The 18869-nt window shown below is 61.3% G+C and carries 24 protein-coding genes and 1 other RNA gene; 10 read left to right on the plus strand and 15 right to left on the minus strand.

Annotated elements, in window-relative coordinates:
* From FHS64_RS05070 to tkt, 3 genes are read right to left on the minus strand one after another with little or no spacing between them, the layout of a single operon-like run.
* Window positions 1-393 carry a VOC family protein gene (locus tag FHS64_RS05070; protein WP_167176484.1) on the minus strand — a complete coding sequence of 131 codons (393 nt, stop codon included), beginning with the start codon at window positions 391-393 and terminating at the stop codon, window positions 1-3.
* Complete coding sequence (locus FHS64_RS05075; protein ID WP_167176486.1) at window positions 390-1238, minus strand: alpha/beta hydrolase; 849 nt, start codon at window positions 1236-1238, stop codon at window positions 390-392. The genes FHS64_RS05070 and FHS64_RS05075 overlap by 4 nt, the downstream gene beginning before the upstream one ends.
* Before the next feature lie 4 nt (window positions 1239-1242).
* Entirely contained in the window at window positions 1243-3219 is a 1977-nt protein-coding gene (gene tkt / locus FHS64_RS05080; protein ID WP_208380739.1) for a transketolase, read from the minus strand.
* Window positions 3220-3373: 154 nt separating this feature from the next.
* On the opposite strand from tkt, the gene FHS64_RS05085 reads away from it, so the two are divergent.
* The 8 genes from FHS64_RS05085 to FHS64_RS05120 all read left to right on the plus strand — a co-directional run bounded on the left by FHS64_RS05085 (window position 3374) and on the right by FHS64_RS05120 (window position 6853).
* Window positions 3374-3628, plus strand: a complete 255-nt coding sequence (locus tag FHS64_RS05085) for a hypothetical protein (RefSeq protein ID WP_341771090.1) — start codon at window positions 3374-3376, stop codon at window positions 3626-3628.
* Window positions 3628-3942: a cell division protein ZapA gene (locus FHS64_RS05090; RefSeq protein ID WP_167176490.1), complete on the plus strand. Its 315-nt coding sequence runs from the start codon at window positions 3628-3630 to the stop codon at window positions 3940-3942. The genes FHS64_RS05085 and FHS64_RS05090 overlap by 1 nt, the downstream gene beginning before the upstream one ends.
* Before the next feature lie 30 nt (window positions 3943-3972).
* On the plus strand, window positions 3973-4182 hold the full coding sequence (locus FHS64_RS05095) for a hypothetical protein (RefSeq protein ID WP_167176492.1): 210 nt from the start codon (window positions 3973-3975) through the stop codon (window positions 4180-4182).
* A gap of 77 nt (window positions 4183-4259) precedes the next feature.
* A non-coding RNA gene (ssrS, locus tag FHS64_RS05100) (6S RNA) lies at window positions 4260-4416 on the plus strand.
* A gap of 50 nt (window positions 4417-4466) precedes the next feature.
* A complete protein-coding gene (locus tag FHS64_RS05105; protein WP_167176494.1) occupies window positions 4467-5003 on the plus strand; it encodes a 5-formyltetrahydrofolate cyclo-ligase in 537 nt (178 codons plus the stop codon).
* Window positions 5000-5821, plus strand: a complete 822-nt coding sequence (locus FHS64_RS05110; protein WP_167176495.1) for a TIGR00282 family metallophosphoesterase — start codon at window positions 5000-5002, stop codon at window positions 5819-5821. Before FHS64_RS05105 ends, FHS64_RS05110 begins: the two co-directional genes overlap by 4 nt.
* A gap of 280 nt (window positions 5822-6101) precedes the next feature.
* A complete protein-coding gene (locus FHS64_RS14355) occupies window positions 6102-6551 on the plus strand; it encodes a MotA/TolQ/ExbB proton channel family protein (RefSeq protein ID WP_167176497.1) in 450 nt (149 codons plus the stop codon).
* Window positions 6548-6853, plus strand: a complete 306-nt coding sequence (locus tag FHS64_RS05120; RefSeq protein WP_167176499.1) for a BlaI/MecI/CopY family transcriptional regulator — start codon at window positions 6548-6550, stop codon at window positions 6851-6853. The genes FHS64_RS14355 and FHS64_RS05120 overlap by 4 nt, the downstream gene beginning before the upstream one ends.
* On the opposite strand, the gene FHS64_RS05125 is transcribed toward FHS64_RS05120, so the two are convergent.
* The 5 genes from FHS64_RS05125 to FHS64_RS05145 all read right to left on the minus strand — a co-directional run bounded on the left by FHS64_RS05125 (window position 6850) and on the right by FHS64_RS05145 (window position 12905).
* Entirely contained in the window at window positions 6850-8244 is a 1395-nt protein-coding gene (locus FHS64_RS05125; RefSeq protein ID WP_243862803.1) for a cytochrome P450, read from the minus strand. The two genes, FHS64_RS05120 and FHS64_RS05125, sit on opposite strands and share 4 nt — an antisense overlap.
* 70 nt (window positions 8245-8314) lie before the next feature.
* Complete coding sequence (locus tag FHS64_RS05130; RefSeq protein ID WP_243862804.1) at window positions 8315-9397, minus strand: glycosyltransferase family 4 protein; 1083 nt, start codon at window positions 9395-9397, stop codon at window positions 8315-8317.
* 69 nt (window positions 9398-9466) lie between these two features.
* Window positions 9467-9841, minus strand: coding sequence for an indole-3-glycerol-phosphate synthase (locus tag FHS64_RS05135; protein ID WP_167176501.1), 375 nt, complete (start codon window positions 9839-9841; stop codon window positions 9467-9469).
* A complete protein-coding gene (gene purL, locus FHS64_RS05140) occupies window positions 9841-12048 on the minus strand; it encodes a phosphoribosylformylglycinamidine synthase subunit PurL (RefSeq protein WP_167176503.1) in 2208 nt (735 codons plus the stop codon). The genes FHS64_RS05135 and purL overlap by 1 nt, the downstream gene beginning before the upstream one ends.
* A gap of 71 nt (window positions 12049-12119) precedes the next feature.
* Window positions 12120-12905 carry a hypothetical protein gene (locus tag FHS64_RS05145; RefSeq protein ID WP_167176505.1) on the minus strand — a complete coding sequence of 262 codons (786 nt, stop codon included), beginning with the start codon at window positions 12903-12905 and terminating at the stop codon, window positions 12120-12122.
* 130 nt (window positions 12906-13035) lie between these two features.
* Between FHS64_RS05145 and FHS64_RS05150 the strand changes: the two genes are divergently transcribed.
* A complete protein-coding gene (locus tag FHS64_RS05150; RefSeq protein WP_167176507.1) occupies window positions 13036-13266 on the plus strand; it encodes a hypothetical protein in 231 nt (76 codons plus the stop codon).
* A gap of 57 nt (window positions 13267-13323) precedes the next feature.
* Here the strand turns inward: FHS64_RS05150 and purQ are convergent, their stop codons facing one another.
* The 6 genes from purQ to purC all read right to left on the minus strand — a co-directional run bounded on the left by purQ (window position 13324) and on the right by purC (window position 17464).
* Entirely contained in the window at window positions 13324-13986 is a 663-nt protein-coding gene (gene purQ / locus FHS64_RS05155; protein ID WP_167176509.1) for a phosphoribosylformylglycinamidine synthase subunit PurQ, read from the minus strand.
* 33 nt (window positions 13987-14019) lie between these two features.
* A complete protein-coding gene (locus tag FHS64_RS05160; protein WP_167176511.1) occupies window positions 14020-15252 on the minus strand; it encodes an MFS transporter in 1233 nt (410 codons plus the stop codon).
* Between the two features lie 142 nt (window positions 15253-15394).
* Window positions 15395-15880, minus strand: a complete 486-nt coding sequence (locus tag FHS64_RS05165; protein ID WP_167176513.1) for a YbhB/YbcL family Raf kinase inhibitor-like protein — start codon at window positions 15878-15880, stop codon at window positions 15395-15397.
* Window positions 15881-15989: 109 nt separating this feature from the next.
* Entirely contained in the window at window positions 15990-16466 is a 477-nt protein-coding gene (locus FHS64_RS05170) for a hypothetical protein (RefSeq protein ID WP_167176515.1), read from the minus strand.
* Window positions 16467-16706, minus strand: a complete 240-nt coding sequence (gene purS, locus FHS64_RS05175; protein WP_167176517.1) for a phosphoribosylformylglycinamidine synthase subunit PurS — start codon at window positions 16704-16706, stop codon at window positions 16467-16469.
* A complete protein-coding gene (gene purC, locus FHS64_RS05180) occupies window positions 16706-17464 on the minus strand; it encodes a phosphoribosylaminoimidazolesuccinocarboxamide synthase (RefSeq protein WP_167176519.1) in 759 nt (252 codons plus the stop codon). Before purC ends, purS begins: the two co-directional genes overlap by 1 nt.
* A gap of 266 nt (window positions 17465-17730) precedes the next feature.
* Between purC and FHS64_RS05185 the strand changes: the two genes are divergently transcribed.
* The gene (locus tag FHS64_RS05185; protein ID WP_167176521.1) at window positions 17731-18054 is read left to right on the plus strand and encodes a DUF1476 domain-containing protein; all 324 of its coding nucleotides are present in this window, start codon (window positions 17731-17733) and stop codon (window positions 18052-18054) included.
* 150 nt (window positions 18055-18204) lie between these two features.
* Here FHS64_RS05185 and FHS64_RS05190 read toward each other — a convergent pair whose 3' ends face one another.
* On the minus strand, window positions 18205-18804 hold the full coding sequence (locus tag FHS64_RS05190; RefSeq protein WP_167176523.1) for a fasciclin domain-containing protein: 600 nt from the start codon (window positions 18802-18804) through the stop codon (window positions 18205-18207).
* Between the last annotated feature and the right edge of the window lie 65 nt (window positions 18805-18869).

Consider the following 18869-nt stretch of genomic DNA (forward strand, 5'->3'; position numbering starts at 1 on the left):
TTATGCTCCGGTAGCAGGTTCGATCAGATCCCAGCCATTGCCGTAGAGGTCTTCGAAGACCACCACCTTGCCATAGGCTTCGTGTCGGGGCATTTCGCGAAAAACCACACCGGCCTTTAGCCAGTTGGCGTGATCGCGCATCAGGTCGTCGGTATAGAGAAACAGCCAGACGCGGCCACCGGCCTGATTGCCGATCTGGGCCACCTGTTCCGGTGTTGCGGCGCGGGCCAGTAACAGCGAGGTCTGGCCGCCTTTAGGCGTGACGCGGACCCAGCGCTTTGCGCCGCCCATGTCGGTGTCTTCGCTAAGGTCAAAGCCTAGCTTGCCGACATAGAAGGCGATGGCCTCGTCATAGTCACGGACCAGCAGGCTGACGGCACCGAGATGGCTCATGGTGCGGTCTGCGGTTCGGGCATCGCATACAGGCGACGGAAAGCGTCCAGTGCGGCACCGTGATAGATGGTGGCGTGGCTCTCGGTCGGGCGCGGGGTAAAGTCCCACTTGGTATTGGGCAGGGCGTGGTCGCGCAGGTTGGCGGTCAGGACATCCATAGGGGCCTGCATCTCTTCGCCCTCGTCGCCGAGCGTCAGGATCAGGGTACGCGGATCGTTGGAATGATCGCGCAGATGCGCCCCCGATTGCCGCGCCAGTTTACCGTCGTCCCACCACAGGCTGGGGCTGACGGCGACATAGGCGTCAAACATTTGCGGTTCTTTGAGGAAGGTCTCGACCACAAACAGGCCCGCCAGAGATTCCCCCATCAGGGCCTCTTCGCCATTGGTGCGGAACTGGCTGGCGATAAAGGGTTGTAGTTCCTGCCAGATGAAGCGGCGGAAACGCTCGGACTGACCTTGTGTCGGGTAACGGGCGATCAGCTCGGGGTTTTCAGTCGGCAGGGCCAGTTCGTTGCGGCGGTCCATCGAGGCGATGCCCACCACGATCACGTCGCGGGTCGTGCCGACAATGGTGCCCAACTGGGCAATACCGGAAATGTGGTGGAAGTCCTGATCCTGTCCGCCGTCGAGGACATAGAGGACCGGATAGGTCTGGCCGCTGCGCTCATAGCCGGGCGGCAGCCAGACATTGATCTGGCGCGTCTGGCCCATGACATTTGAGGGCAGGGCGTAGGACTGGCCGATAATAATCGGTGTCTCGATAGCCATTGGCGTTTCGGCAGAAGCGGTTGCGCCGCCTGCCATCGAAACACCAAGAGCGAGGGCGATGGTCAGGCGGCGCATCGGATTACAGTCGTGCCTTGGCGGCTTCGACGACCGCACCGGCCGTGATGCCGAACTTTTCGTACAGCACTTCGGCCGGAGCCGAGGCCCCGAAGCCGGTCATGCCGACGAAGGCACCGTCTTCACCGATGAAGCGCATCCAGCCTTGCTCCAGACCGGCTTCCACCGCGACGCGGACGGTGCCGCGAGCGATGACGGCGTCCTGATAGGCTTTCGGCTGTTGGGCGAACAGCTCGAACGACGGCACCGACACCACGCGGGTGGCGATACCTTCGGCTTCCAGCTTGGCCGCAGCGTCCAGCGCAATGGCGACCTCGGTGCCGGTGGCGAACAGGCTGACCTTGGCGGTGCCATTGGCGGCCTTCAGCTCATAGGCACCCTTGCGCGACAGGTTCTCGCCCGCATCCGTGGTACGGACAGCCGGGGTCTTCTGGCGCGACAGGCACATGGCCGACGGGGTGGTCTTGTGTTGCAGCGCGACCTGCCAGCATTCCAGCGCCTCGACCGTATCGGCAGGGCGGAACACCATCAGGTTCGGAATGGCGCGAAGGGCGGCCAGATGCTCGACCGGCTGGTGGGTCGGGCCGTCTTCGCCCAGACCGATGCTGTCGTGCGTCAGGACGTGGACCACACGGGTGCCCATCAGGGCCGCCAGACGGATGGCCGGACGGCTATAGTCCGAGAACACCATGAAGGTGCCACCGTAAGGGATGACACCGCCGTGCAGCGCCATGCCGTTCATGGCAGCGGCCATGCCGAACTCGCGGATGCCATAGTTCACATAACGGCCGTGATAGGTCGGCGCGTCCATGATCTGGGTGTTCTTGACGAAGGTGTTGTTCGAGCCGGTGAGGTCAGCCGAGCCGCCCACCAGTTCGGGGATGGCGTCGAACACGGTGGCCAGAGCCTCGCCCGAGGACTGGCGCGTGGCCATGGCGGGCTTGGTTTCGACCAGTTCTTTCAGCTTGGCATCCAGAGCGGCAAAGGCACCGTTCGGCAGGTCACCGGACATGGCGCGGGTGAACTCGTCACGTTGCGCGTGGGCCAGATGGCGGGCTTCCCATGCCTTGCGGTGCTTGGAGCCGGCCTTGCCGACCTTTTTCCATTCCTTGTCCAGCTCTGCCGGAATCTCGAACGGCGCGGCGGTCCAGCCCATGGCCTGACGCGATGCGGCGATTTCCATGTCGCCGAGAGCGGCACCGTGGGTCTTGTGGCTGCCTTCCATCGTGGCAGCGCCCTTGCCGATCTTGGTCTTGCACGCGATCAGGGTCGGGACCGACTGCTTGGTCGCCCAGGCCAGTGCCTTTTTGATCTGGCCGTGGTCGTGACCGTCAATGGCCTTGACCGCCCAGCCCGAGGCTTTGAAGCGGGCCAGTTGGTCGGTCGCGTCCGACAGGGCCACCGAACCGTCGATGGTGATGGCGTTGTCGTCCCACAACACGCACAGCTTGTTCAGCTTCAGACGACCGGCCAGTGCGATGGCTTCTTGCGAAATGCCTTCCATCAGGCAGCCGTCACCGGCGATTACCCAGGTGCGGTGATCCACCAGTTCGTCACCAAAGCGCGAGGCCAGATGACGCTCGGCCATGGCGAAACCGACCGAGTGGGCCAGACCCTGACCCAGCGGGCCGGTGGTGACTTCAACGCCTTCGAGGTGGCCATATTCGGGGTGGCCTGCGGTGCGCGAGCCCCACTGGCGGAAGTTTTCCAGCTGTTCGCGGGTCGCCTGCTTGTAACCGGTCAGGTGCAGCAGCGAATAAATCAGCATCGAACCGTGACCGGCCGACAGAATAAAGCGGTCGCGGTCGGCCCAGTTCGGGGCCGAAGCGTCAAACTTCAGAAACTTTGAAAACAGGACCGTGGCCACATCGGCCATGCCCATCGGCATGCCGGGGTGGCCGCTCTTGGCCTTCTCGACGCCATCCATTGCCAGTACACGAATGGCATTGGCCATCATCTGAGGTGAGGGTTTCGAGAACATCGAAAGGGCGTCTGTCACGGCAAAGCCTTTTTCAGAACAGAGAAATGGGGACGGCGCCGCTTTACCCCGCCGCGCCTACGGGTTCTATAGCGAATCTGAAGAAAGGATGCAGATGGACGCCCTTACAGCCGCAAAGGCCCGAATTGAGCGGGCCGTGAACGATCTGGAGCGCAAGTTTCAGGATCTGAAGGCCAAGTCCGCAGCCGCAAGCCTGCCGGACGATGATCTTTTTGCGCCTCTCCCTGACGATGGAGCGAATGCCGAACGTGTGGCCGAACTGGAGGCTGCCGGTCAGCAAGCTGCGGCGGCTTTGGCAGCAGCAGCACAGGCCGTGCGCGAAATTCTGGAACAGCCCGCCAGCGAATCCATTACAAAAACCGGTGATGTATCTGAAATGGAGCCGCGCTGATGGCGACAGTAACCGTTGAAGTGAACGGTCGTGCCTATCCGGTCGGGTGTGCGGACGGGCAGGAGGCCCGCGTGACCCAACTGGCGCAGGAGTTTGACGCCAAGGTGTCGCAGGTGGCTGATCAGGTCGGACAGGTCGGTGATCTGAAACTGTTCCTGATGGGGGCCTTGATGCTGGCGGACGAACTGTCCGAGGCCCGTCGTGGTCGTGTGGCACCGCCACCCGTGGCCACCGAGGTTGCCAATAATGACGGCGTGGCCGAGGCCCTGAATGCTGTGGCTGCCCGTCTGGAGAAGCTGGCGCAAAGCTTTTAGCTGATACGCCCCCGCTCCGAACCGCTAAAGATGACACGCCCCCGCAAAAACGGGGCACGTCGTCGTGCGCGTCGAGTGCGGGTTGATGATCGCCAGCTTGACCTGCTGGACTGGCTGGACGCGCAACCCAGCCATGGGCCGAAAAAGCCGCGCCTGAATGCGACGCCCCCCGCACCGGAAGTGGACGAGGACCAGTTGGATCTGGTCGAACTGATTGCCGGTCTGGATCGCGCCGCCTGATCTTTTCACATGGCCCCAGATCTTTTCAGATGGCCCTTGAGTGAAAGCGGATCACACCCTATTTTGCGACTTGGCGGGTCTTGCTGCGGCCCTCGTCGGGGACAACATTCCTCCCGGCCTTAATCATCTCGAAGGGAGCTGTCCCTGCATGGGCCCGAGGGCCTGAGTATATGGCGCCCACCTGTCTTTCAGGTTCGAGAGGATTCATCGCCCCACGGTTCTTGTGGCGCCGCCAACCCAAACCCCGCCCTGTCTCAGGGCGGGGTTTTGTGTTTCATAGCGCCATGGACAAAGCCGAAATCCGCACCCGAATGCGCGCCCAGCGCAAGCTGTTGAACACACCCGAGCGGGTGGCCGATATCGTGCGCCATGCCGGTGATCTGCCTGCGGGGGCTGTGGTGGCGCTTTATTCTGCCATCGGGGCGGAGGTGCCGACGGGTGATCTGGCCATGGCACTGGTGGATCAGGGGCGGACTTTGTGCCTTCCGGTGGTGGTGGATCGTGATGCGCCAATGGTGTTTCGCCTGTGGTCCATCGGTGATCCACTGGAAGACGATGCCGCCGGATGCCCTGCGCCTCTGGACTTGGCGGGCGAGGTCATGCCCGATCTGGTCATCACGCCTCTGGTGGCGTTTGACGGGCGCGGAGGCCGGTTGGGACAGGGCGGTGGCTATTATGACCGCACCTTCGAGGCCCTGGCTGATGTCATGCGTGTGGGGCTGGCCTTTGCGGGGCAGGAGGTCGAAGCCCTGCCGGTCGAGGCCCATGACATATGTCTGCATGGTATTTTGACCGAGAACGGTTATAGACCCTTCAAATGAGATTGGCATTTTTCGGTGACGTAATCGGCAAGAGCGGACGGGATGGTCTAAGCGACCACCTTCCGGGTCTACGCCGCGATTTGAAACTCGACTTCGTGGTCGTGAATGGCGAGAACGCCGCAGGCGGGTTCGGCATTACCGAAAACACCGCCAACGAAATCTATGCCGCAGGCGCAGACGTCATCACGCTGGGCAACCACTCGTGGGACCAGCGCGAGGCCCTGACCTATATCGTGCGCGAACCGCGCCTGATCCGTCCGGCCAACTATCCGCGCCTGATGGATGCACCGGGCCGTGGTGCCGATGTGTTCGTGACGCCCGACGGTATGCGGGTTCTGGTCATCAACGTGCTGGGCCGTGTCCACATGGACCCGATGGACGACCCGTTCAGCGCCGTAGAGCGCGAACTGGATGCCGCGCCTCTGGGCGTCGTGGCCGATGCCGTCATCGTCGATATCCATGCCGAGGTGACGTCCGAGAAGATGGCCATGGGCCATTTCTGCGATGGTCGTGCCTCGCTGGTGGTGGGCACCCACACCCACGTTCCGACGGCGGACGCACAAATCCTGCCGAACGGCACGGCGTTCCAGACCGATGCGGGCGGCTGCTGCGATTATGACAGCGTCATCGGCAACGATAAGGAAGAGCCGCTGCGCCGCTTCACCACCCGCCTGTCGGGTGGCCGCTATGCACCGGCCCACGGCCCCGCCACCATCTGCGGCGTCTTCGTCGAAACCGACGACCGCACCGGCCTCGCCAAGCGCATCGAACCTATCCGCATCGGCGGCCGCCTGAAACAGGCAATCCCGACTTTATAAGTCAGCCGCGGTCAGAAGGCTCCGCCTTCTCGACCCGACGCGGCCTGTATTCCGTCACCCTCCGGCTTGACCGGAGGGCCCAGCGGCGCGCGTTAGCACAAAAACGGCTGGCAGGCGTCCCCTAAAAAGAACACCCCCGCTCCCGCTAACTCCCCCGATCAAAGCCGCTTCGCAGCTTGTCGGAGGATGCTGGACGATCTTTGAAAGAACGACGTTTGACATAATAGATTACATCTGTAATCAATACTTGCATTACAAACGTAATCTGGAGGATTTGATTGTGCGTGTTTTATCGTTGTCGTTCCTCGTGACCACTATGGCCACTCCGGTTGTCGCGGCCCCGCAACTGGGTTTTACAACTCTGGTGCTACTCAGCCACCCGATCCAGAAACTGGTTATGCTGGTGCTGGTCATCGCCACAGTCTCGGCGATAGCCATTGCCGCGCGTAAGTTGATGGCGGGATCAAACCTTGTCGGTGGCTCGGCCTTTGTGAAGGCTCTTCGCCTTGGCGGCCCGCTGTTGGGGTTATTAGGGGCCAGCTATGCGGCGATGAATATCTTCATTGGCCTGTCCGGTTTTTCCGAACCGGTAAATGCCGTGATCTTCATGCCTGCTGTGGCCGAAGCCTTTGCTGTTCTGATTGTCGGTCTGATCTCTGGCGTTGTAGCGGTAATCGCCAACTGGGCCATTGAGGCTCGCATCGACAGGGAGGTCTTGCGGGTCCAATGACCATTCCCGTAACCGAAGCTGAAAGCGAGATTCTTGCCGCGCTTTGGCGGCGCGGTCCGCTTTCGGCCAAGCCTCTGATCGAAGAGGTGAAGTCTGTTCAGGACTGGGGCGATGCCACGATCAAAACCCTGCTGGGACGGTTGATGAAGAAGGGGGCAATCCTTTCGGAACGCGTCGACGGACGCCAGCAGTATCGCGCCCTGATCTCTCGCTCCGACTATGTGCGAAGGGAAATCGGCTTGCTGGCCCGCCGCCTGTTTGGCGGGGACCAGCAAGCCTTGCTTGCCGCCCTAAAGGACTAAACGTCCTTTCGCGCCCGAAGTCGCAGTCGCATTGTTTCGCGGCTGCGCAGGGTGATTTGCTGGATGGGGCGGGGCTGGACGGGGGTGATGGCCTCGACTTCGGCGACCTTGAGGATTTCCGCCAGAGCGATGATGGCTTCCTGCATGGCAAAGGCGGCACCGATGCAGATGCGCGGGCCACCGCTGAAGGGCAGCCAGGCATAGCGGTCGATGTTCTTGCGGTTTTCGGGCAGGAAGCGTTCGGGTTTGAACACGTCCGGTTCGTCCCACAGCTTTTCGTGGCGCTGGATCAGCCAAGGGGCGATGACGATACTGTCGCCTGCCTTGACCTCATGGCCCTCGATCACGTCATCGGCGACGGCCTGTCGGATCATTGCAGGGGCAGGAGGGAACAGGCGCATGGCCTCCTCGATCACCGCCTTGTGCCAGACCATGGCCTTGATGCCGCCAGACGAGCGGTCCCAGCCATCGGCCTCTTCCTTGAGCTTTTGCGCCACGGCGGCATCGCGGGTGATGAGATGCAGGGTCCAGCCCAGCGTCCGCGCCGTGGTTTCGTGACCGGCAAGGATGAAGGTCAGGATGTTGGACATGACCTCGTGGTCCGACAATCCCGAGCCGTCGCCTTCCTCGTCGCGGGCCGACAAGAGCGCGGTTAGCAGGTCATCGGGCGCATCACCGGCCTCAAGGCGTGCGCGGCGGCGTTTGACCAGAGCCGTCACGCGCTCTTGAAAGAAATGCGACGAGCCACGGCTGGCCAGCTTGCCCAGACGCGGTATCCAGTCGGGGGCTTTCAGGGCATCCAGCGGGCTGATACGGGCACCGACTTCCAGAAACTGGTTCAGTGCCTTTTCAAAGCCCGCAGCATCGCCGTCCAGATCATCCGAGAACATGGTGGCCGACAGGATGTCGAAGGTCAGGCCGCTCATCTCGTGGTCGATGTTCAGAACCCGCGCGCCCTGATCCAGCTTCCAGCCTTCGACGCGGCGGCGACAGACGGCATCCATCACCTCTGCGGTCTTGGCGGTATAGGCGGGGGTAAAGAGCGGGGCCATGATCCGGCGTGCCCGACGCCACTGGTCGCCCTCGGTCAGCAACAGCCCGTCGGCCAGCATGGGGCCAAGCACGCGCCGTTGCAGGTCGCCCTTTTCATAGTTGAGCGCATTGTCCGTGAGGACGCGCCGCACCCCCACAGGGTCGCTGACGACCAGAGTGCGGCCCAGCGGGGAAGTGCCCGCCACATACAGTTCCTGAAAATGTAGCTCGCCCCACAGTTGCAGCGGGTCACGCCAGCTTTGCCACAAAAAGGGGATCATCCCCATCTTGTGGCTGCGGCGGGTAGGGACCTTTGGGCGAAATCCAGCCGAGGTCGCGGTATTTGCCATGTCGGTCATCGTGCACTCCTTCGGGAATGAATACACTACCTACGATAATGTCAAAAGTAGTCCGCTATCATGCCCCGTTTCAGGCGGAACGTTGCATCCCTTTTCTCTGCACGGCCTGTTCGCGCAATTGACGCAACTGCTGGGCTCTGTGCCCGGGCGTATGCACGCGGGTCACATAGTCCTGCGCGGCGCGGGCCATGGCCAGACGCTGGGCGGGGTCGGCGATCAGGGCTTCGATGGCCGTTTGCAGCCCTTCGGAGGTCAGGTCATCGACATAGAGGGCGTGGGGACCGCTGGCTTCGCGCAGGCCACCGCGTCCCGAGCTGATCAGGGCTGCGCCTGCTGCATGGGCCTCTAAAGCTGTCAGGCCCAATGGCTCGGCCCATGTCGAGGGGGTCAGCGCAATGGCGGCTTTTTTCATCACCGCACTGACCTCGGCCAGAGGTGCGGACTTCATGACACGGACACGGTCTCCGTAACGTGCCAGCGGTGCAATATGCGGTTCGGCCCAGTCCCCTCGCGTTTCCCAGTCATTCAGCATCAACACGGCACGCCAGTCTGGATGGCGGTCCAGAACCGCAGGCAGAGCCGCACAGATCAGGTCCACACCCTTTTCGGCCATGGCCCGACCGGCAAAGGCAATCACCTGTTCGCGGTTCTCGACCGGCGCATGCCACAGATCGACATTGATGGGGTTGGGGACGGCGTAGGTTTTTTGTTCCTGAGACGGAAAGTCGCTCAAGAAGTCGCGCCGTCCGGCTTCGCTGACGAAGATCAGACCGTCTATCTGTCTGAAACGATGCTCGTAGCGCCACTTTTGCAGCAGGTTGCGCGGCGATTTGAGCGCATTGTGCCGGTAGAGAAAGCGGGTGGCGCGCGGGAAGCGGCGGGCGATCTTCAAAGCTTGTTTAAGCTGTTGGTGAAACTCGATCACGTCCGGCTGGAAGTCTTCCAGCGCCTGTTCCAGCGCGGCCATGCGCTTTTTGCTGGTCGGCAGGGGATGTACGGACAGGTCGCCGTGGTCATTGTCACTGTCGCAGCAGAAGATCCGCAGTTCGGCTTGGCTGTCCCCCTGGGCGAGGGTGCGTACGACCGTTTCCATGGAGTTGGGCTGGGATAGCGAGAAATGGCAGCCCGGAGGAAGGACGACGGCGATTTTCAAGAACGGCTCCTGCGGAAGCGACTGGAGAGCAGAGTGTTGTCTCCGGTACACGTTCTAGATGAATTATTTTTAATAGTCGCCCTGGAGGCTGCTGTTTCTTCGCGCTTCGAGTGCCCGCAGACGGCCTTCTTCAGCCTTGAGGTCGCCGGTCAACTGGCCGCGCAGAGCCGGATCGGTGGTCGCGTCCAGCAGGGCGCGGGTGTCCGCCACGGCCTGACGGCGGGTGGCGATCAGGCGGGACAGTTCGTCACCCGCCTGAGGTGCAGAAGCGACCGAGGCACGTTTGGCGGCCTCGGCCTGTTCTTCTTCGGTGGTTTTCAGTGCTGCAGCCTGACGGGCGGCGGCAGCATCACGCAGGGCGTGTTGAACCGGATCGCCAGGCTGAACGTCGCAGGCGGCCACAAATGTAGCCGCCGCAACAGACATCAGGGCGATCAGGCGCATCAGCCTTCGATCCAGTTCGGCATCCAGCTTTCGTGCATTTCGCGCACATGGGCGACCGGAATACGGAACAGTTCACCAGAGGCAGCCTTACCCGCAAAGTCGGTACCGCCGACCTTGCCGACCACAGCAGCCGTCAGACCGGCAGCCTTGGCCTTGGCGACCAGTTCGTCCGCATTGGGAACGGCCACCAGATAGCGGGCTTGGTCTTCACCGAAGTAGAAGCCGTGGGCGACAGCCTCACCGGCATCCAGTTCCATACCGACATCCGAAGCCAGAGCGATATCGGCAGCCGCGCCAACCAGACCGCCGTCCGACAGGTCGTGAACGACCGTCAGTTCGCCAGCCTCGATCAGAGCGCGCACGAAGTCGCCGGTCTTGCGTTCCAGCTTCAGGTCCACCGGCGGCGGCGCACCGTCTTCACGGTTCAGCACTTCACGCAGGTAGATGGAGGCCCCCAGCGAACCCTTGGTTTCGCCGATCAGCACCAGGGCATCGCCCTCTGCCGCGCCACCAAAGCCGGTGACAACGTCGTAGTTGGTCAGCAGGCCAACAGCGCCAACGGTCGGCGTCGGCGGAATAGCGACACCGTTCGTCTCGTTATACAGCGACACGTTGCCCGACACGACGGGGAAGTCCAGCTCGCGGCAGGCCTCGGCCATACCGTCGGTGGCCCGCACGATCTGGCCCATGATCTCGGGGCGCTGCGGGTTGCCGAAGTTCAGGTTGTCAGTGATGGCGATCGGGCGCGAACCCACCGCCGTCAGGTTACGCCAAGCCTCGGCCACAGCCTGCTTGCCGCCTTCATACGGGTCGTTCTGGACATAGCGCGGGGTGCAGTCCGACGTGACAGCCAGACCCTTTTCGGTGCCGTGAACGCGGACAACGCCCGCATCGGCACCGGTCGAGGAATCCTGCAGGGTGTCAGCCATGACGTGACGGTCATACTGTTCCCAGATCCAGCGCTTGGACGCCATGTCAGGGCAGGTCAGAACCGAAAGGACCGCATCGTTCCAGCTTGTCGGGGCGGCAACTTCGTCGGTGCCCAGCGCCGGATGCAGTTCCGGCTGGACCCACGGGCGGTCATACAGCGGCGCATCGTCGAACAGCGGGGCCAGCGGCACATCGCAGACGGTTTCGCCGTGGTGTTTCAGAACCAGATGTCCGGTGTCGGTGGTCTTGCCGATGATGGCAAAGTCCAGACCCCATTTCTGGAAGATGCGGTAGCCGACATCTTCAAAGCCGGGCTTGAGGACCGCGAGCATACGCTCCTGCGATTCCGACAGCATCATCTCGTAGGCGGTCATTTCGGTTTCGCGTTGCGGAACCTTGTCGAGGTCCAGCTCGACACCCACGCCACCCTTGCCGGCCATTTCAACCGACGAGGAGGTGAGGCCAGCGGCACCCATGTCCTGAATAGCGGCCACCGCGCCGGACTGCATCAGTTCCAGCGTGGCTTCGATCAGCAGTTTTTCAGCGAACGGGTCACCGACCTGAACGGTCGGGCGCTTGGCATCGGACTCATCGTCGAACTCTGCCGACGACATGGTCGCGCCGTGGATACCGTCGCGGCCGGTCTTGGAGCCGAAGTAAACCACGTCGTGGCCTGCTTCCGGTGCAGCCGAGTAATAGATCTCGTCAGCCTTGGCCAAGCCTACGCACATGGCGTTGACGAGGATGTTGCCGTTATAGCCCTTGTGGAAGTTCGTCTCGCCCGCAACGGTCGGAACGCCGACGCAGTTGCCATAGCCGCCGATGCCGGACACGACACCTTTAACCAGACGCTTGGTTTTCTCGTGCGAGGGTTCACCGAAACGCAGCGCGTTCAGCAGGGCCACCGGACGTGCGCCCATCGTAAAGACGTCGCGCATAATGCCGCCAACGCCCGTCGCCGCGCCCTGATAAGGCTCGATATAGGACGGGTGGTTGTGGCTCTCCATCTTAAAGATGCAGGCATCGCCATCGTCGATGTCGATGACACCGGCGTTTTCCCCCGGGCCGCAGATCACGCGGTCACCTGTGACAGGGAATTTCATCAGCTGCTTCTTGGATGATTTGTACGAGCAATGCTCGGACCACATCACCGAGAAGACGCCCAGCTCGACCTGATTGGGCTCACGGCCCAATCGGTCCAGCAGGACCTGATATTCGTTAGGGGCGAGGCCGTACTCTTCGGCCAGTTGGGCGATGGTCTTTTGGGGCGCGCTCATAATGGCGCCTATTAGCCTTGTCCGGCGCATCTGTCAGCCATCGTTTGGTGGAAAGACAGCTTAGCGGGCGCTTATTTTGCGCGACGAAGGCCAAAGGTGAAGATCGAAGCAAAGACGATCACCACAAAAGCAGCCCCCAGCGCCGCAAATGACAGCACCGGATTATTGTCCTGATGGGCCACAAATGCGCCGACCAAGCCCCATGCGACCGGAATCGGATAGGCCAGTGTACGCAGGACCCAGCTGACGCCGATGGCAAAAACAGTGGTGATGGCCACGAACACAATGGCCCATAGCGTCGGGCTGAGTGTCGCAGGGAGCGCATCATTGGCGGTCAGTACCGTAATCAGGTTGAGGGGAGAGGCGACCGTCAACCACCCTGCCAGTGCCGCCAGCGGCCAGATGACCAGCATACGGTCGCGGTCCAGCACGCCGGTTTCACGGATGGTGCGGCCCAGCATCAGCATGGGCACCAACAGCGCCAGCAGGCTGGCATAGATCACCACCACGCTGGCGGTCTTCATATCCAGAGCGGCGGTGATGATCCAAAGCCCGATACCGAAGAAGGTGACAAAGCTGGGCCAGCCCAAGCCGTTTATCAGTGTGCTCTCGCCCGTTTGCGGCAAGGCCTGACGCACCGCATAGGCCATCAGACCGGCATAGAGCAGCCCCCAGATCGAGAAGGCATAGCCCGCCACCCGCAGTGTGGTGTTGCCGTCCTCGGCAAACTGCGCCTGCGAAAGCCCGATATTGCCGAGCGCCTGAAGAATCGGGATCGCAATGGCAAAAATCGCAGCCCCGAGAACCGCTAGGCGGCGGGTTTGCTGGGCAGGCGAAGGGCGAACGATCGAGGACATGGCAGCTCCTGAAAAGGGTGCGCTGAACAGCGGGCCTGATTTTATACGCACAGCTTGGCTATTGGTTCACGGAACCGGTGGCAACAGGCAGGGGTTCCGCTTGCATCACTGTTCAATGATGGAGGCTGTCATGGCCGACCGCCCGCAAGACGATTTCGACAACGAACCCGAAGAAGTCGATACCAACCGCGCCGTGCAACAAGGCCTTGGCGTTGGTGCCCGCGAACTGGCCGCCATTGGTGAAAGCGGCGAGAAGGGCACGCTGGAAACCGCCCGCCCCGACAAAAAGCCCGGCAAGAAGAAAGACAATACCATCGAAAGCGACACCGGCCGCGCGGCCAGTGTGCTGGATCGCAAATAGCAAAAAGCCCTGCCCGAATGGATCGGCAGGGCTTTTAAAAGCTGGTTTTCAAGCCGCTTAGAGCGCGTCGTAGATGCTCTGGAAGAAGGTGGCGCCGTCGGCGCTGCCCAGTTCGGCTTCGAAGGCGCGGTCGGGGTGGGGCATCAGGCCGATGACGTTACCGGCTTCGTTCATGATGCCGGCGATGTCGTTGACCGAACCGTTGGGGTTGTCGACATAGCGGAAGACAACCTGGTTGTTGCCTTCGATACGCTTGAGGGTTTCGGCATCGGCGAAGAAGTTGCCGTCACCATTGCCCTGCGTCATCACCACCTCGGCCTGATCGCCGAAACGCTTGGTGAAGCGGGTGTCCTTGTTGGCCACGGTCAGGCTGATGGGCTTGCAGACATATTTCAGTCCGCTGTTCTTCATCAGGGCCCCGGGAAGCATGTCAGCCTCGCACAGGATCTGGAAGCCGTTGCAGATGCCGACCACGGTCACGCCGTCTTCGGCGGCCTTTTTGACGGCCTGCATGACCTTGGACTGGGCTGCCATAGCGCCACTACGCAGATAGTCACCATAGGAGAAACCTCCCGGAATGACGATCAGGTCGAGCCCTTTCGGCAGTTCGGTCTCGGCATGCCAGACCATGGAAACTTGCTCGCCAGTGGAGCGTTCGACGGCGACCTTACAGTCGCGGTCACAGTTGGAACCGGGGAATACGATGACGGCTGCGCTCATGGGCGGGCCTCCTAGCACCCTTTGCAGGGAATGTCAGTCACAGGTTTCACTGGTTTGGAGACTTGGTGCGCTCTGACCGGTGAAATAGGCAATAATCCAGATGGCAAATCCGCCTAGGGCCAGACCCATGCCGACATATCCGGTCGAGGTCCAGCCCCAGCCTGCGGCAATTGCCATGCCGCCAAACAGCGGACCCAGCGCATTGGCAAAGTTAAACGCCGAATGGTTGAGGGCGGCTGCCAGTGTCTGGGCATCGCCCGCCACATCCATCAGGCGGGTTTGCAGGATTGAGCCGAGCCCTCCACCAATGCCGATCATCACGATCACCACCAGCAGGGTCTCTAGACGCGGTGCGGCCAGGGCATAAAGGGACAGGGCAAAGGCGCTCCACAGCAAAAGGCCACCTGCGGCCTTCATGCCGAATCGGTCCGCCGCCCAGCCGCCGATCAGGTTGCCGGCCATCATGCCGATGCCGAAGATCGCAAATATGGTTGGCAGCATGGATGCCGAAACGCCCGTCACCGCCTGCGCGGTCGAGGCCAGATAGGCATAGACGCTGAACATACCGCCAAAGCCGATGGCACCGACGCCGAGCGTCAACCAGACCTGTGTGTTCTTAAGGGCGGCCAGCTCGCGTAGGGGAATGGCGTCGGGATCACCCCCGTCGCGCGGCGCAAAGATCGCCACCAGCGCCATGGTCAGGACGGCCAGCACGCTGACAATGGCAAAGGTCCAGCGCCAGCCGAAATGCTGGCTGACCATATTGGCCAGAGGCACACCGACCAGTGTCGCCACGGTCAGGCCCAGTAAGGTGGTGGACACGGCGCGAGAGCGCATTTTTAGCGGCACGATGCTGGCCACCAAAAGGGCTGCGACGCCGAAATAGGCTCCGTGCGGAATGCCGCTGAGGAAGCGGAACAGCAGCATGCTTTCATATGTGGGTGCGATGGCGCTGAGCGCGTTGCCAATCGCAAACAGGCCCATAAACCCGACCAGCAACAGCCAGCGCGGCAGCCTCGCGCCCATAACGGCCAATATAGGTGCGCCCACTACAACCCCTGCGGCATAGGCACTGATGACATGGCCTGCAGTGGGTTCGTCCACACCCAGACCCTTGGCAAAGTCGGGCAGGATGCTCATGGCGGCAAACTCGGTCACGCCGATGGCAAAGCCACCTGTCGCAAGGGCCAGCAGAACAAGGGCAATCCGTCCGGCGGAAAGCGCGGCGGGTTCAGCGCCCTGTGAGGGGCGTGGGGAATCAAACATGCATACCGGGGTCGTTTGGGGCGATGCAGCCTTCAGGCTGCGGGGGAGGACGACGAAACCGATATAGGCCGATCAGGCCATGTTGCAATGCGACCAAGGGGGACTTTGGCGGGCGAACCACCAAAGTCCCCCTTGGTGTGATTTATCCGCCGGTGTTTTCGTAAATGCCGGTGATCGAGGCCTTGGCCAGCGTATGGAAATGCAGGTTGAAGCCGTAGACCGCGCCCGAATTATCGGCGGTGACGTCCAGCTTTTCGACATCCACGGCAAAGACGGTGAAGATATAGCGGTGCGGGCCGTGACCTGCGGGCGGGGCGGCCCCGCCGAAACCGGCATCGCCGAAATCGGTGCGGCCCTGAATGGCACCGGCAGGCAGGTTGGCACCGCCGACAGCACCGGCACCGGATGCCAGTTCGCTGATATCGGCAGGGATATTGGCCACGGTCCAGTGCCAGAAGCCCGAACCGGTCGGCGCGTCGGGATCATAGCAGGTGACGGCAAACGACTTGGTGCCCTCCGGCGCGCCCGACCACGCTAGGTGCGGCGAGGTATTGCCCTTGGCGAAAACCTGCGCGTCCGGCAGTTGCCCGCCGTCCGTCAGGTCGTTGGAAGTCAGGGTAAAGGTCATGTGCGCGTTCCCTTCACAATGATTGACGCTTGAACTCTACACTTGATGGGCAACGGAACGCCGCACTGCAAGGCCTAGCTTCGCATCAGGGAAGAAGATTTGGGTTGAACTAATATGGAGGTGAGCCATGCTCGGCTTCAACCTGATAAGCTCTCGTGGGAGAGCGGAGATGTCTATCGCACAACCAACAAGGGTACTCTGCGTCCAACAATTTATCGAATGCGCGATATCGTCCAACCGCTTTGTTAAGCGCGTCCCTGTCTCCATAACCGCAGGCATCGGTCGTGTAATTGATGCTTTCGGAGGTCAATACGACCCACCGCATGAATATAGCGGGATGAGCGGGATGGTCAGGTTTGGTTACGATGTACAATCGTTCCAGATGTCTGTCGAAATAAGCAGAAGAGCCTTGCCCGTGCTCATCGGCCTCGATCATAGGGCGGTCTTTGATCTCGCGAACATTGGCATCAAATCCAATCTCGCACACGAGCATCTCCGGTTCCGGCCCTGTCGAATGGAACTTGGGTATAGGTTGCTGACAGGCGGCCAATAAAAAAGCCGCCCCGATGATGAGGGCGGCTTTCATTTAGGCGATCTCGATCTTGTAGGATTCGATGACCGTATTGGCCAGAAGCGTTTCGCACATGCGCTTCACTTCGGCTTCCTTGTCGGCGACGTCGTCGGCCAGATCGAAGGCGATCAGCTTGCCGACGCGGGCTTCGGAAACGCCCGGCCAGCCCAGACCTTGCAGAGCGCCTTCAACGGCCTTGCCCTGAACATCCAGTACGCCTGGCTTGAGAAAGACGTGAACCTTAACCTTGGCCATTAGTGGAGACCTCCCTGAATAACTGTCGGCATATCTTTCATGATGCCGAGACGGCGAGCCACTTCGGTGTAGCTCTCGATGACATTGCCCATGTCGCGACGGAAGCGGTCTTTGTCCAGCTTCTCGCCGGTGGCGGTATCCCACAGGCGGCACGAGTCGGGGCTGATTTCGTCGGCGAGGATAACGCGCGAGAAATCGTTTTCGTAGATGCGGCCGAACTCGATCTTGAAGTCCACCAGCGTGATACCGACAGCCGAGAACATGCCGCAGAGGAAATCATTCACACGGATGGCCGTGGCCAGCATCTCGTCCATTTCCTGGGTCGTGGCCCAGTTGAAGGCGGTGATATGCTCTTCCGACACCATCGGGTCGTTAAGCTCGTCCTTCTTGTAATAGAATTCGATGATCGAGCGCGGCAGCGGCGTGCCTTCTTCGAGGCCGAGGCGCTTGGCGATCGAACCGGCGGCCACGTTACGCACAACCACTTCCAGCGGCACGATCTCGACTTCGCGGATCAGCTGCTCGCGCAGGTTCAGGCGTTTGATAAAGTGGTTGGTGATGCCGATCTGGTTCAGACGGGTCATCACAAACTCGCTGATGCGGTTGTTGATGACGCCCTTGCCTTCCAGCTGGGCTTTCTTTTCGCCGTTAAAGGCGGTCGCATCGTCCTTGAAATACTGGATCAGCGTGCCCGGCTCGGGACCCTCGTAGAGGATCTTGGCCTTGCCTTCGTAGATCAATTTGCGCTTGCTGTTCATCACTGGCGTTCCCGTACGGGGAGGTAAGGTGTCCTTCAAAACGAAAAACGCGCACCTCCATGAACGGAAAGCGCGGTCTTCGAGTCGATGGCGGCTAAATAGAACCGAGCGCTCTTTAGCGGAATGACGGCTGTGACACAAATATCCATAAGTTTGTTATCCGGAGTGTGGCCTGTTTAACTCTTGTTGACGTTCGGGCATGCTCAAGGCCATAGAGCCGCATGCGAGCTCGCACTTGAGTCCGTAAAGCAGGAGTTACGACGCGCATGACGACCTTCGAAGATCGGGAACAGGCTTTCGAAGCCAAGTACGTCCTCGATCAGGAACAGGAATTCAAAGCCATTGCCCGTCGCAATAAGTTGCTGGGTCTTTGGGCTGCTGAAAAAATGGAATTGTCCGCCGAGAGCGCAGAGCAATATGCTGCGGCTGTCGTGCGTGCCGATTTCGAGCAACCGGGCGAGGAAGACGTCTTCCGCAAGATCGCCGGTGACTTCAAGGGCGCTGGCCTGAACGTCTCGGAAGGCGAAGTCCGCTCCAAGATGGACGAGCTGGCCGCTGCTGCGCGCGAGAAAATCCGCGCCGGCGAATAATCGCCCCAAGCGATTGAAAACAAACAAGGCCCGCAACCGGAGGGGATGGTTGCGGGCCTTTTTGTCGTCTGCCTCGAACACCATGAGGAGACAGACATGCGCACTGCCTACGCATGTCTGTAATGCGCATCCGGCGTTCGGGTTGCAGTGTTATGGCATCAGGACAGTATCGATGACGTGAACCACGCCATTGGTGCGGGCCTGATCGGCCATGGTAATGGTGGCCTTGCCGCCCTTGGCGTCGGTAATTTCCCACTTGCCGCCACCGGCATCGCGCAAGGTCAGCTTACCGCCCTGAACCGTGGTCAGGGTTGCTGTGCCGTTATTGGCGGCGGCCTGTGCGGCCAGATCGGCGGCGACAAGGCGGCCCGGAACCACGTGATAGGTCAGGATCTTGGTCAGATCGGCTTTCTTGGCCGGTTGCATCAGGGCGTTGCGATCGGCAGCCGGAATCTTGTCAAAGGCCGCATTGGTCGGGGCAAAGATGGTGAACGGACCGGGGCTGGACAGGCGCTGGGCAAGACCTGCGCTCTGGATGGCGGCGGTCAGGGTGGTGAAGTCGGGCGCGGTGCTGGCGGCGGCAACAATGTCTTCGGTGGGGGCCACTGGCGACATGGGGGCCGGTGTGCTGGTGGCCGGATCGGCGGTCGGGGCCGCATTCTCGCTGTTCTGGTTATTGCCGCAAGCGGCCAGCGTCAGGGCAGCGGCAGATGCGGCGATCACGCCAAAGGCTGTACGGGTCTTCATCATTACGAGGTTCTCCCATTGGGTCGCAAAACTGCGATCAGGGGTAATTTACGGTTAAGTGTCCGAAA

It is taken from the genome of Brevundimonas terrae (assembly GCF_011761985.1).
In the GTDB taxonomy this organism is placed as follows: Bacteria; Pseudomonadota; Alphaproteobacteria; order Caulobacterales; family Caulobacteraceae; genus Brevundimonas; species Brevundimonas terrae.

What these genes read in the sequence shown, in the direction of transcription:
- FHS64_RS05070 (WP_167176484.1), bottom strand. Translation starts at nt 393, where the DNA reads ATGAGCCATCTCGGTGCCGTCAGCCTGCTGGTCCGTGACTATGACGAG.
- FHS64_RS05125 (WP_243862803.1), bottom strand. Translation starts at nt 8,244, where the DNA reads ATGACCGACATGGCAAATACCGCGACCTCGGCTGGATTTCGCCCAAAG.
- FHS64_RS05170 (WP_167176515.1), bottom strand. Translation starts at nt 16,466, where the DNA reads ATGAAAGCCGCCCTCATCATCGGGGCGGCTTTTTTATTGGCCGCCTGT.
- FHS64_RS05160 (WP_167176511.1), bottom strand. Translation starts at nt 15,252, where the DNA reads ATGTTTGATTCCCCACGCCCCTCACAGGGCGCTGAACCCGCCGCGCTT.
- FHS64_RS05165 (WP_167176513.1), bottom strand. Translation starts at nt 15,880, where the DNA reads ATGACCTTTACCCTGACTTCCAACGACCTGACGGACGGCGGGCAACTG.
- FHS64_RS05190 (WP_167176523.1), bottom strand. Translation starts at nt 18,804, where the DNA reads ATGATGAAGACCCGTACAGCCTTTGGCGTGATCGCCGCATCTGCCGCT.
- FHS64_RS05145 (WP_167176505.1), bottom strand. Translation starts at nt 12,905, where the DNA reads ATGTCCTCGATCGTTCGCCCTTCGCCTGCCCAGCAAACCCGCCGCCTA.
- FHS64_RS05105 (WP_167176494.1), top strand. Translation starts at nt 4,467, where the DNA reads ATGGACAAAGCCGAAATCCGCACCCGAATGCGCGCCCAGCGCAAGCTG.
- FHS64_RS05150 (WP_167176507.1), top strand. Translation starts at nt 13,036, where the DNA reads ATGGCCGACCGCCCGCAAGACGATTTCGACAACGAACCCGAAGAAGTC.
- FHS64_RS05185 (WP_167176521.1), top strand. Translation starts at nt 17,731, where the DNA reads ATGACGACCTTCGAAGATCGGGAACAGGCTTTCGAAGCCAAGTACGTC.
- FHS64_RS05090 (WP_167176490.1), top strand. Translation starts at nt 3,628, where the DNA reads ATGGCGACAGTAACCGTTGAAGTGAACGGTCGTGCCTATCCGGTCGGG.
- purL (WP_167176503.1), bottom strand. Translation starts at nt 12,048, where the DNA reads ATGAGCGCGCCCCAAAAGACCATCGCCCAACTGGCCGAAGAGTACGGC.
- purQ (WP_167176509.1), bottom strand. Translation starts at nt 13,986, where the DNA reads ATGAGCGCAGCCGTCATCGTATTCCCCGGTTCCAACTGTGACCGCGAC.
- FHS64_RS05135 (WP_167176501.1), bottom strand. Translation starts at nt 9,841, where the DNA reads ATGCGCCTGATCGCCCTGATGTCTGTTGCGGCGGCTACATTTGTGGCC.
- tkt (WP_208380739.1), bottom strand. Translation starts at nt 3,219, where the DNA reads ATGTTCTCGAAACCCTCACCTCAGATGATGGCCAATGCCATTCGTGTA.
- purC (WP_167176519.1), bottom strand. Translation starts at nt 17,464, where the DNA reads ATGAACAGCAAGCGCAAATTGATCTACGAAGGCAAGGCCAAGATCCTC.
- purS (WP_167176517.1), bottom strand. Translation starts at nt 16,706, where the DNA reads ATGGCCAAGGTTAAGGTTCACGTCTTTCTCAAGCCAGGCGTACTGGAT.
- FHS64_RS05110 (WP_167176495.1), top strand. Translation starts at nt 5,000, where the DNA reads ATGAGATTGGCATTTTTCGGTGACGTAATCGGCAAGAGCGGACGGGAT.
- FHS64_RS05120 (WP_167176499.1), top strand. Translation starts at nt 6,548, where the DNA reads ATGACCATTCCCGTAACCGAAGCTGAAAGCGAGATTCTTGCCGCGCTT.
- FHS64_RS05095 (WP_167176492.1), top strand. Translation starts at nt 3,973, where the DNA reads ATGACACGCCCCCGCAAAAACGGGGCACGTCGTCGTGCGCGTCGAGTG.
- FHS64_RS05075 (WP_167176486.1), bottom strand. Translation starts at nt 1,238, where the DNA reads ATGCGCCGCCTGACCATCGCCCTCGCTCTTGGTGTTTCGATGGCAGGC.